Here is a 15,088-nt window from a genome sequence, read left to right on the forward strand (position 1 = left end):
TCAGGCGCGGCGACGCTTCTTGGCATCGTCCGAGCGCAGCTGACGGATGCGTTCGAAGTAGCCCGGCTCGATGCCGGTGATGTAGTCGCCGTTGAAGCAGGACGAGTCGAACTGCTTGATATCGGGATTGCCTTCGCGCACCGCGCTCTCCAGATCCTCCAGATCCTGGTAGATCAACCAGTCGCAGCCGAGGAATTCCTGGATTTCCTGTTCGTTGCGGCCATGCGCAATCAACTCTTCGGCCGCCGGCATGTCGATGCCGTAGATATTGGGATAGCGCACCGGCGGCGCGGCCGAGGCCAGATAGACCTTGCGCGCACCGGCCTCGCGCGCCATCTGCACGATCTGCCGGCTGGTGGTGCCACGCACGATCGAATCGTCGACCAGCAGCACCACACGGTTGCGGAATTCCAGGTGGATCGGGTTGAGCTTGCGGCGCACCGATTTCTGCCGCTCGCCCTGCCCCGGCATGATGAACGTCCGGCCGACGTAGCGATTCTTGACGAAGCCCTCGCGATACTTCACCCCGAGCACATTGGAGATCTCCAGCGCGGCGTCGCGCGAGGTGTCCGGGATCGGAATGATGGTGTCGATGTCGTGATCCGGACGCAGCCGCAGGATCTTCTCGCCCAGCTTCATACCCATGCGCATGCGCGCCTTGTGCACCGAGATGTTGTCGATCATCGAGTCCGGGCGCGCGAAGTACACGTATTCGAAAATGCAGGGCGCATGGTCGGTCGGCGCCGCGCAAACCTCCGAGAACAACTCGCCACGGGCAGTGATCACCACCGCCTCGCCGGGACGCAGGTCGCGCATGCGTTGATAGCCGAGGATGTCCAGCGCAGCCGACTCCGAGGAGACGATGTATTCGGCGCCTTCGGCATGCTCGCGCTTGCCCAGCACCAGCGGGCGAACGCCGTGCGGATCGCGGAAGGCGACCAGGCCCAGGCCCAGCACCACGCTGACCACCGCGTAGCCGCCCTTGCAGCGCCGGTGCACGCCGGCAACCGCGCGAATGGCCGCTTCCGGCGTCAGCATGCGCTGCGCATCCAGCTCGTAGGCGAACACGTTCAACAGCACTTCGCTGTCCGAATCGGTATTGATGTTGCGGCGGTCGGCTTCGAACACCTGCTGACGCAGCGCTTCGGTGTTGATCAGGTTGCCGTTGTGCGCCAGCGCGATGCCATAGGGCGAGTTGACGTAGAACGGCTGCGCCTCGTCCATGCCTTCCGAACCGGCGGTCGGATAGCGGCAGTGGGCGATGCCGACACGGCCTTCCAGCACCGCCATCTTCTTTTCGTCGAAGACGTCGCGCACCAAGCCGTTGGCCTTTTGCACGCGTAGCCGCGTGCCGTCGGCGGTGGCGATGCCTGCGGCGTCCTGGCCACGATGCTGCAGGACGGTCAAACCGTCATAGAGCTGCCCGGCGACGTTCTGGTTGCCGACGATTCCGACGATGCCACACATGGTGCGCGTTCTCCGCTGCGGCGTGCGCCGCTACTGTGAAGGTGGCCGTGCCTGGCCTTGAGGGACGACCCGGGCCGGGTCGTGTTCTCCGTCGCGGACCTGCGCCGGATCGATATTGGCCGGCAATGCCTGCGCCGGATGCTGCCCGTCGCTTGCGGCATTGCCGAACCGATCCAGCGCGTGCGACACGGTGTCGCTCAATCCGGACCCGGACAGTGCGTTGCCCGGGGCGGCATTATCGCCTGTCGAGGGCAACTTCCCCAACTCCATCGGCACGTTGCTCAGTTCCGTCACCGGGCCCTGCCAGGCCGGCAGTTGAGCTCGCATCCAGGCGCTGCCGGGTGACAGTAGCGGCAGCAACACCGACTGCTGCCAGGCCGGCTCCCGCACCAGCGGGGTGAAGCCCATCAATAGCACCAGCACGCAGCACAGAAAGGCGCCGCGGATCAGCCCCAGGCCGAAACCGAGCATGCGGTCGGTGCCGTTCAGGCGCACCGCATCCACGCCGGCCCGGATCGCCATGCCGACCAGGGCCACGGCGACCAGCACAGCGACGAAGACGATCGCATGGCCGCCCAGGGTTTCGGTCGTCGACGGCGCCCGTCCGTCGGCCAGCCAGCGCGCCGCCAGTGCGCCGAACTGGAAGCTCGCCCAGCCGGCAAGCAGCCAGGACAAGGTACCGACGACGATGGCGACAAAGCCACGCAGCAGGCCGAGCAGGGCCGACACCACGATGATGACGCCAAGAATCAGGTCGATCATGCCGCCCTGCTCCGCGCGGCGACTTCGCTGCGTCCCACGCCCATTGGGTTAGCCGTCATCGCGTTCACCTGGCGACAGGTGCACCTCAAGGGTGTGGGCGCACCATGCCGGAAATGCCGACCTTGGCAGCCACCTGGGCCCGCAATTGCTCGGCCTCGCTGCGGTTGGCCACCGGCCCGACGCGGACCCGGCTCAAGGCGCCCTTGTCGGTGCGCACCTGCTCGACGAATGCACTGAAGCCAGCCGCCCGGACCTTGTCGCGCAGCGCATTGGCATCCTCGGCGCGGGCGAAGGCCCCCAACTGCACCGCAAACCCGACGCCGCTGGCGGCAGGCGCGGCCGGCGCGCTCGGCGTCGCCACCGTCGCTGCAGCAGCGACCGGCTTGGCCGGCTCCGGCTTGCTGACGGCTGGCTTGGTCGCTTCAGGCTTGGTCGCTTCAGGCTTGGCGGCTTCAGGCTTGGCCGGCTCCGGCTTGGGCGCGGCCGGCTTGGACGGCGCGGCCTCGGCGACGACCGGCTTGGCAGGCGTTGCCGGCAAGGCTTCGGTCTTGGCAGGCGACGTCGCAGCGGCAGCGGCGGGCGCAGGACTGGAAGCGGCAGGTGTGGGTGTCGCAACCGCAGCCGGCGCAGCGGCATTGGCATCGAGCGTCACGACCTGCGCGTTGACATCGCTGCGCACCTTGACCGCCTGCAACCGCGCCGACTCGGCCTGCGCCTGATCGGCATAGGGACCGACGCGCACGCGCCAGGCAGGACGGCCACTGATCTGCGTCTGTTCGCTGAACGCCGGCAGCTGCGCCTGCTTGAGACGCGCGATCACCGCGTCGGCATCGGCGCTGGTGGCATAGGCACCGAAGTTGACCGCGTAGTTGCCGGCGGCCACTTCCGGACCGCTGGCAGCTGGATTGGCCAGATCGGCCGCATCCGGATTGTCCTGCACCGGTGCCGGCGCAGTGGCCGCACCCGGCATACCCAACGCACCGCCGGCCGGCGCATTGCCGGGCGTGACCAACGGCAATTCGCGGGTTTCGAATGCGCTATTGCCCGGCGCTGCGGGCGCATCGAGCGGCACGTCGCTGACACCACTGGAGGGCGCCGGGCCCTTCACCAGCATCGGCAGGAAGATCACGGCGAGTGCCACCAGAACGATGGCACCGATCAAACGCTGTTTCAGGGTTGTATCCACAGGAAAGACGACAGGCGACGTGGCGGGGTGCCGCGGCGATTATACGGCGGGTGCTGGCCCGTCGACCTCAGTGGCCTGAACGCAGCAAGTGCAATGCTTCGGCCACCGTGTGAAAGGAACCGAACACCAGCACACGCTCGCCGGGCGCGGCTGCCGCCAGCACCGCGCGCACGGCGCCAGCCACATCGGGCTGACACGCGGCCTGCGCGGCCGGCGTATCCTGCAGACGCTGGCGCAACGCCTGGCTCGACTGTCCACGCGGCCCGTCCAATCCGGCCAGCGTCCACTGATCGACCTGCGCGGCCAGCGCCTGCACCACCGCAGCCGCATCCTTGTCGACCAACGCCGCATACACGGCATGGGTGCGCACAGGCGTCGCGCCGGCGGCCAATGCCTGCGCCAGCGCGCGCGCGGCCTGCGGGTTGTGGCCGACATCGAGCAGCACCTCCACCCCGTCGATTTCCAGCCGTTGCAGACGGCCAGCGATCTGGGCAGTGGCAATGCCCTGCGCCCAGGCCGCATCAGGAATCTCGACCGGCAACGCTTGCAGCGCGGCGATCGCTGCCGCCGCGTTGTCCAACTGCACTGGCGCCTGCAGCGCCGGCATCGGCAACTCCAGCCGCACCGCGACATCGCGCCAGCGCCAGCGCTGCGCATCGATCGCCTCGTGGAAATAGTCGCTGCCGGCACGGATGGCATTGGCACCCAGCAGATAGGCACGCCGCAGCACACTGGACGGTGGATCGATCTCGCCCAACACCACCGGCTTCCAGCCGCGAATGATGCCGGCCTTCTCCGCACCGATGGTCTCGCGGTCGTCGCCCAGCCACTCGGCATGATCGATGTCCACGGTGGTGATCACCGCCACATCGGCGTCGACCAGATTGACCGCATCCAGGCGACCGCCCAAGCCCACCTCCAATACCGCCAGGTCCAGCGTCGCCTGCTGGAACAGCCACAGCGCCGCCAGCGTACCGAATTCGAAATAGGTCAATGCGGTCTGTTGCCGCGCCGCTTCCACCGCGGCGAAGGCCGCGATCAGCGCGTCATCGTCCACCTCGCGGCCATCGATGCGCACGCGCTCGTTGTAGCGCAGCAGATGCGGCGAGGTGTAGCTGCCCACCGTCCAGCCGGCCGCGCGCGCGATCGCCTCGATGAAGGCGACGGTGGAGCCTTTGCCGTTGGTACCGCCGACCACGATCACCTGGGTGGCCGGTGCGCCCAGATGCAGACGCTCGGCGACCGCGCGCACGCGCTCCAGGCCCATGGCGATGTTCTGCGGGTGCTGGCGTTCGATGTAGGCGAGCCAGTCGGAAAGCGTGGTGGGGTTGCTCACGGGGAATACCTGGTGTCGTGCGTCCGGCCGCCATTATCGCGATTGCGCCTGCGCTGTGATCAGCGCAGCCCAATTGTCGTCGCCACGCCGCGCCAAGCTAGGGCACCTGCGCGCGACCGTGACCGCGGCGGCCATCCCGCGCATCGCTGCCGCGGCGAGCTGCATCATGCAGGGACCGCAATCCGTGCTGGCGCTTCCAGCCGGCACGGCAGTGGTGCCAACCGCAGTGATGTCGCGTCCTGGCCATTGGCACGCATCGCCGACGCCGGCACCCTCCCCGCTCCGGCAAGCGCGTCGCCAACGCAACCGCGTGGCGCGCCCAGCGACCTCACGCAATCACAGTGCGCGATGCTTGGCTTCGCCGAAGAATGGCGTGTGGTGCGCGCAATCATTGAGGCGGACCACCTCCAGATGGTCGACGTCGGCGCCTTCGAGCAGGTTCAACGTCGTCGGCGCCTGGCGGAAGCTCCACAGCCGCGACAGCGGCAGGCCGAGGATTCTGCACAGGATGACCCGGTTGACCGCATCGTGCGCCACCACCAGCAAGGTGTCGTCGGCACCCAGGCCCTCGCAGGCACGCGCCAGCCCGCGCCAACTGCGATCCAGCACCTGCCGCAGCGATTCGCCGCCGGGCATCAGCACCGTATCGGGTTCGTCGCGCCAGGCGCGCAGGCGAGCCGGATCCTTGTCGTGGATCTCGCTGGCCAGCAGGCCTTCCCATTCGCCATGCGCGATTTCCTGCAAGTCCGCATCGGTCTGCAGCAGCGCTACCCGGGCGCTGCCCAGCGCCGCCTTCGCCGTTGCCTGCGCACGTACCAGCGGCGAGGCGACGGCGCGGGCGATCGGCAGCGATTGCAGGCGTTCGCCAAGCGCGGCGGCCTGGCGTTCGCCGACTGGCGAAAGCGGAATATCGATCTGGCCCTGGTAGCGGCCTTCGGCGTTCCACGGCGTCTCGCCGTGACGGGCAAGCAGGATGCGCATGAGCAGGAGATCCTGGGGGGAGGAGCCCGTCTCGCGATGGCGAAACGGGACCGCATGATACCCCCCCAGGCCGCCCGCCGCCGCCTCAGCGTGCGCCCAGCTCCTTGAGCAGCTGCGGGGCCGGCGCGACCTCGGTCATGATCCAACGCAAATAGCGGCTATCCACCGCGATCATGCGCGTCATCGCCGGATCGAAGACCCAGTTGCTGCTCACCGATTCCCAGTTGCCGTCGAAGGCCAGTCCCACCAGTCGACCATCGGCATCGAGCACCGGCGAGCCGGAGTTGCCGCCGGTGATGTCCAGATCGGATAGAAAGTCCACCGGCACCGATCCCAGGCGCTTGTCTTCCAGTCCCGCGTAGCGTTTGGCCTTGACTGCATCCAGCAAGCGCTTGGGCGCATCGAATGGATCCACGCCGGTGTTCTTGGCGGCCACGCCTTCCAGCGTGGTGAACGGGGTATAGGCGACACCATCCTTGGGCGTATAGCCCTTGACGTTGCCGAAGGTGATCCGCAGCGACAGATTCGCATCCGGATAGACCGCCTCGCCGCGGCTCTTGCGGTAGTCGGCCAAGGCCTGCAGATACACCGGGCGGGCCTTGAGCTGCTCGCCGGCCTGCCGCTTGTCCTCACGTTCGATCTCGAGCAGCGCCGGCATCACCGCCACCGCATACTGGATCGCCGGGTCGCTGCTCGCCTCGAACGCAGCACGGTCGGCGGCCAACCACTTCAACCGCGCCTCGGTGCTACCCAGCGCAGTGCCATCGAGCCGGCTCAGCGCAGTCTGCACCGCCGCCGCGTCGTTGCCGCCCAACCAGCGATCGAGCGCTGCGACGCGCTGCGTTGCCGGCAGCTTCTGATACTGGCTGAGCCAGTACTGCTGCAACTGGCGATCCATCGCCGGCACATAGCGACGTTCCATCTGCTGCATCGCCCCTTCGATCGAGGGCAGGTCGCGCTGCTGGTAGCCGGACTCACGCTCGGCATCGGGCTTGGCGCGCTCCAGCGCGAGCCGGTACAGCGTGACCGCCGCGCCGACGGTGCCGGTGTTGTCGAATTGCCGCAGCACGAAGTCGCGCTGCTGGGTCGCCTGGCTGCGCTTGACCAGCGCCAGCAGCGCATCGTGGGCCTGCAGCGCTGCCCGTCCGCCGCTGCCCTGCCGCTTGAGCCAGGCCAGCACGGCCGTTTCGTCGGCCTGCTTCTGGGCATGCGCATCGATCCGCTTGAAGCCTTCCAGCTGGCCGTCGAAATTCTTGGTCGCATTGTTCAACCCGGCCAGGGTGCTGGCGTACTTCACCGCGATGTCGGGGTTCTGCTTGCCGGCCTGCTCGATCAGTCCGATGACGTCCTTCAGGTGCTGGCCGACCACCGGATAGGTCCACTGCGCGGTGTTGTCGAACTCGGCCACCAGCGCATAGCGATTGGTGCGCCCCGGGTAACCGGCCACCATCACGAAGTCGCCGGCGCCCAGCGGCTGCTCGGCCAGCTTGAGGAAATGCTTGGGCTGATACGGCACGTTGTCCTTGGCGTAAGCGGCCGGCTTGCCGTCCTTGCCGACGTAGGCGCGGTAGAAGGCGAAGTCGCCGGTGTGGCGAGGCCACATCCAGTTGTCGACGTCGCCGCCGTACTTGCCGACGCTGGCCGGCGGCGCGTAGGCCAGGCGCACGTCCTTGATCTCCAGGTTCTTGAACAGCCGGTAGCCGTTGCCGCCGAAGAAACTGAAGAACTGGCAGCGATAACCCGGCTCCGCTTCGCATTGCGCGATCTGCTGCTTGCTGAAAGCCTCCAGCGCCAAGGTGCGCTTGAGCGGATCGGCGCCCGCAGCGGCCAACGCGGCCTTGGCCGCCGTGGTCACGTCGGTGATCGCTTCCAGCACATAGATGCGCGCATTGGGGCCGGCACTGAGTTCGGCGGCCGGGGTGGCGGCGTTGAAGCCGTCGGCGATCAGGTTCTTCTGCGGCGTGGAGTTGAGCTGGATGGCGCCGTAGGCGCAGTGATGATTGGTCACCACCAGGCCTTGCGGCGATACGAAGCTGGCGGTGCAACCGCCGAGTGCCACCACTGCGCCCATCGGGTCACCGGTCAGGTCGGCCAGTTGCTCGGCCGGCAACCGCAAACCGGCCTGGCGCAGCGGACCGGCGATCTCCGGCAACTGCTGGGGAACCCACATGCCCTCGCCCGCTTGTGCGGCCTCGGACAGGAACAGGGTGCTCAGGCAAACGACAAGCAGCGACAGACGCATCGGAACGCTCCGGAACCAGGAGCGTTACAGTGTAACGCCCGAGGTTACGGCCGAAACCATGACTGATGGCAGGGAGGCGCACGCCTCGGCTCAGGCACGACCGAATGCAGGATCGCTGCGGCTGGGCTGCCCGGTCTCCAGGTGCCCGGCCAGCCGCCGGCGGAAGCTGCCACCTGGCTGCTCCAGCAGCAGGTCGTACCAATGGTCGCTGGCCGCCAACGGCAGCCGCAGGGTCTGCCGCTCGCCTGCCGCCAGTTGCAGCGTCTTCGGGGCCGGATCGCCGTAGGCGAGCGCGCGCAGTTGCAGCATGCAGGCCTGCCGGCCGGCATTTCCGAGCTCCAGCACCAACGTCTCGCCCTCCTGCAGTGCTTCCAGCCACGGCGCTGCCGACTCAGCATGTTCGCCAACCAGCTCGCCGGCGAACTCGCGCAAAAAGCCGTTGGGCCCATGCACCTGTAATCGGTAACTGCCGTCCGCCACCGCACCGTGCGGCGCGTCTTCCAGCTCGGTCCCCGGCAGCACCGTGTAGTACCACGGCCCACCGCTGCGCGCGCCGCTGTAGACGTTGAAGACCGCTGCGGCGCTGCCGCTGTTGACGAAGCGCAACTGCAGGCCACGTTGCGCCTGCGTGCGCGCATGCACCTGCAAGGCATATGGCAGTGCACGTGCAGGCCGCTGCCCTGGTTCCTGCCGCGGCACCGCCGGGTGCGTCGGCGGAACCGGGACCGGTTTGTCGCGTACCGCCGCTGTCCGGGCGCGGTAATCGTCGATCACCGGCAACGCGCTGAGCGCCGAGACGTCCGGTTGGCGGAAATCGAACACGCTGGTCAGATCGCCGCTGACCGCCCGCCGCCATGGACTGATATTGGGTTCGGCGACGCCGAAGCGGCGCTCCAGCAGACGCAACACCGAGGTGTGGTCGAACACTTGCGAATTGACCCAACCGCCACGTGTCCATGGCGATACCACCAGCATCGGCACGCGGATGCCCAGCCCCATCGGCACGCCGTCGTAGACCTCGCCACGCGTGTCGACATTGCTGCGCCCCATGCGCGGGTCGATGGCCGGCAACGGTGCCGGCACGTGGTCGAAGAAGCCGTCGTTCTCGTCGTAGTTGATGATCAGCGCGGTCTTGGCCCACACCTCGGGATTGGCGGTCAGCGCGTCGACCAGCCGCGCCACCAGCGATTCGCCATACGCCGGTGGCGCCTCCGGATGCTCGCAATAGGCCGTGGGCGGAATCACCCACGACACCTGTGGCAGGCGATCGGCCTGTACATCGGCGGCGATCGCCGCCAGCAGGTGCTCGGCCTGGGTATTGGCGGCATTGCCGGCGTTCGATCCCGGCGCCCAGGCGCGAGCGCGCCGATAGCGGTCGTCGTCCGGCGACAGGCCGCGGTAATGGGAAAAATAGGCGAGCGAGTTGCAGCCGAAATTGTCGTACTCCTGGTACACCCGCCAATCCACTCCGGCCGCCTGCAGCCGTTGCGCATAGGTGGTCCATTGCAGCGCCGCAAAGCCGGGCGCATCGCGCGCCATGTCGGCGGTCCAGTTGCCATCGTCGACATTGCTCACCGCCTGCGCACCGGCATTGCCGACGCTGGTCCCGCTGGTCCCGGTGAACAGATACATGCGATTGGGATTGGTCGGCCCATGCAGCGAACAGAAATAGCCGTCGCAGATGGTGAAGGCATCGGCAAGTGCGTGGTAGTACGGAATGTCTTGCCGCTGGAAGTGGCCCATCGTCAGCGCGCCTTTGTACGGCACCCAGGCGTCGTACTCCATCCAACGCGCCGGATCCTGGCCATGGGCGGCTTTCCAGGAATGATCCAGGCTTTTGATCAACGGTGCCGAGGTCGTACGCGCATCGAAGGCGAATGGCAGCAGCCGCTGCCCGGCGGTGTCGGGCTGGCTCCACACCGGATGACCATCGCGCAACTGCAGCGCGCGTGGATCGCCGAAGCCACGCACGCCACGCAGCGTACCGAAGTAGTGATCGAACGAACGGTTCTCCTGCATCAGGATCACCACGTGTTCGATATCGCGCAAGGTTCCGGTGCGCGCCTGTACTGGCAATGCGAGCGCGCGTCCGATCGAAGGCGGCAAGCTGCCGGCGGCGGTGAGCGCAGCGATGCGCTTGAGAAAGTCGCGGCGGGAAAACGATGCAGTCATCGGCATACCTGGAAGGTGCGGTGCAACGGCAATCCATCGCCAGCCTGCGCAGGTATAGCCATCGCAGAAGACAGTTGTGCGACAGCGGCGGTCATCAATGTTTCATGAGCCATTGACACCCTGCGTCGCGAAACGCCGGCCTCGCGTCGCGCGTCCGCCCCAGTCGTGCTTCAACAGGACTCCCCCATGACATCCCTTCGTCGCTTTCCTGTCACTCCCCTGGCGTTCGCGCTGGCCACCTTGCTGCCGGCGATCGCCCAAGCGGACACTTCCGCTGCCGATACGCTGCCCGCTGACAGCGCTCCCGCCGCAACCGAAGCGACTCAGCTGGATGCGATCACCGTGGTTTCGCAAGGCGCCACCCGCCAGGTGCAACGGGTCAGCCGACAGGACATCGAGGCGCTCACGCCGGGAAGCAGCGCGTTCAAGGCGGTCGAAAAGCTGCCGGGCGTGCAGTTTCAATCGGCCGATCCATGGGGCACCTACGAATGGTCGACCCAGGTGACCTTGCACGGCTTCGACCAAAGCCGTCTGGGCTACACGCTCGACGGCATTCCGCTGGGCAACATGAGCTATGGCGTCACCAACGGACTGCACATCACCCGCGCCATCACCTCCGAGAACATCGGCTCGGTGGAACTGGCGCAAGGCGCCGGCGCGCTCGGCACCGCCTCCAACACCAACCTCGGCGGCACCCTGCAGTTCTACTCGGCCGATCCGCAGAGCACGACGGGGGCACGCCTGGTGCAGACGGTCGGCAGCGATGCCACCCGCCGCACCTTCGTGCGCGGCGACACCGGTGAGCACAACGGGTTGTCGGCCTATCTGTCCTACGCCAACGCGTCCACCGACAAGTGGAAAGGCTATGGCGACCAGACCTCCGAGCAGGCCAATCTGAAGACGCTGTATCAATGGGGCGACGGCAATCGGCTGAGCCTGTTCCTGGACACCTCACGGCGCAAGGAATACGACTACATGGACCTGTCGTTGACCAGCCAGCGCGCGCTCGGCTGGGACTTCGACTATCTGCAGCCAGACTGGGCGACCGCGACCCAGATGGCCAATGCCTATCGCCGTACCGGCGCCACCAGTGGCGTCGCCAACGGCTACCCGCAATCGCTGGCCGGCCTGCCCGAGGACTACAGCTGGCTCGATGCCAGCTACTACGCCGGCGGCGGCCTGCGCCGGGACAATCTGGCCGGGCTGTCGGGCACCTTCGTGTTCGGCAACGCCACCCTCGATGCGACTGGCTACTACCACGGCAATCGCGGCGAAGGCCAATGGGCCACGCCGTACGTGGCCTCCTCGGCGCTGGTGCCGATTTCGATGCGCACCACCGACTACGGGCTGGATCGCTTCGGCGGCACCAGCGCATTGAAATGGGCGCTGGGCAATCACAATCTGGAAGTCGGACTGTGGGCGGAGAACGCGCGCACCACCCAGGAACGCAACTACTTCACCCTCGGTAGCGACGGCTACACCTCGCTGTACGACGTCTATGCCTCGCAAACCCCGTTCCGGCGCGACTTCCTGCAGCGCTACACCACGCAGACACGCATGCTGTACCTGCAGGACACCGTACGTCTGCTCGACGACCGCCTGACCTTGAACTATGGTGCCAAGGCGCTGAGCACCACCACACGCGCACAGTCGCTGGTGCCGACCACCGCCTTGGCGCAGGGACGCATTCGCGCCAGCGACAGCTTCCTGCCGCAGGTCGGCGTGAACTACAAGCTCGACGACAACCAGGACATCTATGCGTCCTACAGCAAGAACATCGCCGCGTTCGGCTTCACACCGTTCGGAACCTCGCAGGCGGCGTTCGATCGCAGCCGCGCCACGCTCGAGCCGGAAGAGTCACAGACGGTGCAGGTCGGCTACCGCGTGCAGGATGCACAGTTCCAGCTCTCGGCCGATGCCTACTTCACCAAGTTCTCCAACCGACTGCTGACCACCTCGCCGTGCACCGCGGTGCAGACCTGTGCGGCGATCCTGAGCAACGTCGGCGCCGTCCATAGCGCCGGCGCCGACCTGGCGCTGATGTGGCGCCCGGTCGAAGGCTTGAGCTGGTTGAACGCACTGTCGTGGAATCGCTCGCGCTACCAGGACGACTATCTCAACAATGGTGTGGTCGCCACCGCCGGCAAGGACGTGGTCGGCATCCCGGCATTGATGTTCTCTTCCACCGCCACCTACCAGATCGGCAACCTGCGCCTGGACCTGGACGGCAAGTACGTGGACAAGCGCTACATCACCTTCCTCAACGACTCGCAGGTGCCGTCGTACTGGCTGTTCAATGCCGGCGCCCGCTACGACTTCGGTCGTCTCGGCGACGTGGCCGACGTGGCGCTGGCGTTCAATGTCACTAACCTCACCGACAAGCGCTACTTCGCCAGCACCGGCACCAACGGCTACGTGGCGTCCGATCCGGACGGCTACAACCAGACCATGGTGGTCGGCGCGCCGCGCCAGTACTTCCTGAGCCTGGATGTGAACTTCTGAGCATCTGCCGGTTGCCCCCTCATCCGGCGCTGCGCGCCACCTTCTCCCGCATGCGGGAGAAGGGTAAAGGCGGTTGGACCTCCCTCCGGCGCTGCACGCCCCCTTGCCCCGCATGCGGGAGAAGGGTGAAGGCGGTTGGACCTCCCTCCGGCGCTGCACGCCCCCTTGCCCCGCATGCAGGAGAAGGGTGAAGGCGGTTGGACCTCCGTCCGGCACTGCACGCCCCCTTCCCCCGCACGCGGGGGAAGGGGCCCGAAGGGCGGATGGGGGCAGAGCGGGAAGTCGCTCCCCCTGCCAGGCTCGTGGTCGCCCGCTCGTACACCGCCTGCTTCCACCTCCTGGCAGGCGCCGATCAACGTGGGCGACCATCCTGCACTGCCGCATGGCGGATGCTGCATCGGGCATATAATTGACGACTTATTTCACTCAGCAGGTCCCGCCCGATGGCGCAGACGATGAAGGCGCTGGTCAAGCGCGAAGCGAACAAGGGCATCTGGCTGGAACAGGTCCCGGTGCCGACGCCCGGCCCCAACGAGGTCCTGATCAAGCTGGAAAAGACCGCGATCTGCGGCACCGACCTGCATATCTACCTGTGGGACGAATGGAGCCAGCGCACCATCACCCCCGGCCTGACCATCGGCCATGAGTTCGTCGGCCGGGTGGCCGCGCTCGGCTCGGCGGTGACTGGCTACACCGTCGGCCAGCGCGTGTCGGCCGAAGGCCATATCGTCTGCGGCCACTGCCGCAATTGCCGAGGCGGCCGTCCGCATCTGTGCCCCAATACCGTCGGCATCGGCGTCAACGTCAACGGCGCCTTCGCCGAATACATGGTGATGCCGGCCTCCAACCTGTGGCCGATCCCCGACCAGATCCCGTCCGAGCTGGCCGCGTTCTTCGATCCCTACGGCAACGCCGCACATTGCGCGCTGGAGTTCGACGTCATCGGCGAGGACGTGCTGATCACCGGCGCCGGCCCCATCGGCATCATCGCCGCCGGCATCTGCAAGCACATCGGTGCGCGCAACGTGGTGGTCACCGACGTCAACGATTTCCGCCTGAAGCTGGCCGCCGACATGGGGGCCACCCGCGTGGTCAACGTCGCCAATACCTCGCTGAAGGAGGTGATGAAGGACCTGCACATGGAGGGCTTCGACGTCGGCCTGGAAATGAGCGGCAATCCGCGCGCGTTCAACGACATGCTCGATTGCATGTACCACGGCGGCAAGATCGCCATGCTCGGCATTATGCCGCGCGGTGCCGGCTGCGACTGGGACAAGATCATCTTCAAGGGCCTGACCGTACAGGGCATCTACGGCCGCAAGATGTACGAGACCTGGTACAAGATGACCCAGCTGGTGATGTCCGGCTTCCCATTGCACAAGGTACTGACGCACCAGCTGCCGATCGACGATTTCCAGAAGGGTTTCGACCTGATGGAACAGGGCAAGGCCGGCAAGGTCGTGCTGAGCTGGAACTGATCCACGCGCAGATCGAAACGCAAACGCAAAAGGCGCCGTAAGGCGCCTTTTGCGGGTCCGCTCAACGCGGTCGTTTCACGGCCAGGTCACCGTGGCGGTGGCGACGGTCCGGCCTTCGGTATTGGGACGACCGAAACCGAATTCGGCAGGCTCACTGGTGTCGTAGTAGCCGACACTCAACGCAAGCGGACCGAAGCTCTTGCCGACGGTGATCGCATAATCGTCGTAATCGTGATCTACCTGCCTCAGTGCCGAGGTGTAGATGGTGTGCCCGACGTGTGCTCCGACGCTGAACTTGTACGGCAGCGGCCAAACTGCGTCCAGCGCGTAGTAATAGCCGTCGGTCTTGCTGCCGTACAGATCGTTGGTGTATCCGACGGTCAGGCTGTAGGTTTTCAGGAACGTCGTCTTGGTGACCAATTCGTTGTAGTTCGTCTCGCCCGCATGCGGGTAATTGTAGCGAGTGAGGGCAACATCGAGGTCCCACTGCTTACCCAGTTCGACGCCATACCCAACCGTACCATCCACCTCCCAGTCCGGATCTCCCTCGCCAGGATCGACGTTGGACGTCCAAGCGGCCGCATAGAAGCCGGAAGGGTGCTTATAGGTCAGCCCGGCCTGGAATGCGGGATCGCCATTGGTCTGGGAAATGCCGCGGAACACATAGTCGCTGGTGACAGCGAAGGTGCCGGACAGCGGCGAGGCGGTGCTTGCTTCCTCTGCGTGCGCGAGCGGGGCGACGCTGCTCAACAAAAGGGCACAGCACATAGGCGAAAACAGCTTCATGGGGCATCTCCAAAAACGAAGGGCGGTCGGATTGCGCGAAGCGAGGCCTGCCATGACTTCTTAATTCAGTCGTCGTTGCAGTGCAATATTGCTATTTCGCTCGCTTGACACAGCGCACATCCGCGCAGCTCTCTACAGATCCGCCCGGCGTGTCACCGGCCACGTGATCGACTCAG

Annotated in this window: 10 protein-coding genes; 2 read left to right on the forward strand and 8 right to left on the reverse strand. The window is 66.4% G+C overall.

The annotated features are described in order from the left end of the window. From purF to CKY51_RS13850, 7 genes are all read right to left on the reverse strand, one after another. Window positions 1-1,467: an amidophosphoribosyltransferase gene (purF, locus tag CKY51_RS13820; protein ID WP_022974500.1), complete on the reverse strand. Its 1,467-nt coding sequence runs from the start codon at window positions 1,465-1,467 to the stop codon at window positions 1-3. 30 nt (window positions 1,468-1,497) lie between these two features. Next, entirely contained in the window at window positions 1,498-2,229 is a 732-nt protein-coding gene (locus CKY51_RS13825) for a CvpA family protein (protein ID WP_022974499.1), read from the reverse strand. Between the two features lie 85 nt (window positions 2,230-2,314). Continuing rightward, window positions 2,315-3,415, reverse strand: a complete 1,101-nt coding sequence (locus CKY51_RS13830; RefSeq protein WP_031340957.1) for an SPOR domain-containing protein — start codon at window positions 3,413-3,415, stop codon at window positions 2,315-2,317. 67 nt (window positions 3,416-3,482) lie between these two features. Continuing rightward, window positions 3,483-4,751, reverse strand: a complete 1,269-nt coding sequence (gene folC, locus CKY51_RS13835) for a bifunctional tetrahydrofolate synthase/dihydrofolate synthase (protein ID WP_022974497.1) — start codon at window positions 4,749-4,751, stop codon at window positions 3,483-3,485. 336 nt (window positions 4,752-5,087) lie between these two features. Continuing rightward, window positions 5,088-5,732 carry a histidine phosphatase family protein gene (locus tag CKY51_RS13840; RefSeq protein ID WP_022974495.1) on the reverse strand — a complete coding sequence of 215 codons (645 nt, stop codon included), beginning with the start codon at window positions 5,730-5,732 and terminating at the stop codon, window positions 5,088-5,090. 85 nt (window positions 5,733-5,817) lie between these two features. After that, window positions 5,818-7,974, reverse strand: coding sequence for a S46 family peptidase (locus CKY51_RS13845; RefSeq protein ID WP_022974494.1), 2,157 nt, complete (start codon window positions 7,972-7,974; stop codon window positions 5,818-5,820). Between the two features lie 90 nt (window positions 7,975-8,064). Beyond that, window positions 8,065-10,146, reverse strand: a complete 2,082-nt coding sequence (locus CKY51_RS13850; RefSeq protein ID WP_031340954.1) for a phosphocholine-specific phospholipase C — start codon at window positions 10,144-10,146, stop codon at window positions 8,065-8,067. A 186-nt stretch (window positions 10,147-10,332) separates the two neighbouring features. Between CKY51_RS13850 and CKY51_RS13855 the strand changes: the two genes are divergently transcribed. Together CKY51_RS13855 and tdh are read left to right on the forward strand one after the other, a co-directional pair. Beyond that, a complete protein-coding gene (locus CKY51_RS13855) occupies window positions 10,333-12,648 on the forward strand; it encodes a TonB-dependent receptor (RefSeq protein ID WP_022974492.1) in 2,316 nt (771 codons plus the stop codon). 443 nt (window positions 12,649-13,091) lie between these two features. Beyond that, window positions 13,092-14,126: an L-threonine 3-dehydrogenase gene (gene tdh / locus CKY51_RS13860; RefSeq protein WP_170292329.1), complete on the forward strand. Its 1,035-nt coding sequence runs from the start codon at window positions 13,092-13,094 to the stop codon at window positions 14,124-14,126. Window positions 14,127-14,201: 75 nt separating this feature from the next. Here the strand turns inward: tdh and CKY51_RS13865 are convergent, their stop codons facing one another. Beyond that, a complete protein-coding gene (locus CKY51_RS13865) occupies window positions 14,202-14,912 on the reverse strand; it encodes a TorF family putative porin (RefSeq protein WP_152249370.1) in 711 nt (236 codons plus the stop codon). Window positions 14,913-15,088 lie beyond the last annotated feature (176 nt).

Origin of the sequence: Xanthomonas maliensis, assembly GCF_009192945.1 — a bacterium.
Taxonomy (GTDB): Bacteria; Pseudomonadota; Gammaproteobacteria; order Xanthomonadales; family Xanthomonadaceae; genus Xanthomonas; species Xanthomonas maliensis.

What these genes read in the sequence shown, in the direction of transcription:
- purF (WP_022974500.1), bottom strand. Translation starts at nt 1,467, where the DNA reads ATGTGTGGCATCGTCGGAATCGTCGGCAACCAGAACGTCGCCGGGCAG.
- CKY51_RS13825 (WP_022974499.1), bottom strand. Translation starts at nt 2,229, where the DNA reads ATGATCGACCTGATTCTTGGCGTCATCATCGTGGTGTCGGCCCTGCTC.
- CKY51_RS13840 (WP_022974495.1), bottom strand. Translation starts at nt 5,732, where the DNA reads ATGCGCATCCTGCTTGCCCGTCACGGCGAGACGCCGTGGAACGCCGAA.
- CKY51_RS13845 (WP_022974494.1), bottom strand. Translation starts at nt 7,974, where the DNA reads ATGCGTCTGTCGCTGCTTGTCGTTTGCCTGAGCACCCTGTTCCTGTCC.
- CKY51_RS13850 (WP_031340954.1), bottom strand. Translation starts at nt 10,146, where the DNA reads ATGACTGCATCGTTTTCCCGCCGCGACTTTCTCAAGCGCATCGCTGCG.
- CKY51_RS13855 (WP_022974492.1), top strand. Translation starts at nt 10,333, where the DNA reads ATGACATCCCTTCGTCGCTTTCCTGTCACTCCCCTGGCGTTCGCGCTG.
- tdh (WP_170292329.1), top strand. Translation starts at nt 13,092, where the DNA reads ATGGCGCAGACGATGAAGGCGCTGGTCAAGCGCGAAGCGAACAAGGGC.
- CKY51_RS13865 (WP_152249370.1), bottom strand. Translation starts at nt 14,912, where the DNA reads ATGAAGCTGTTTTCGCCTATGTGCTGTGCCCTTTTGTTGAGCAGCGTC.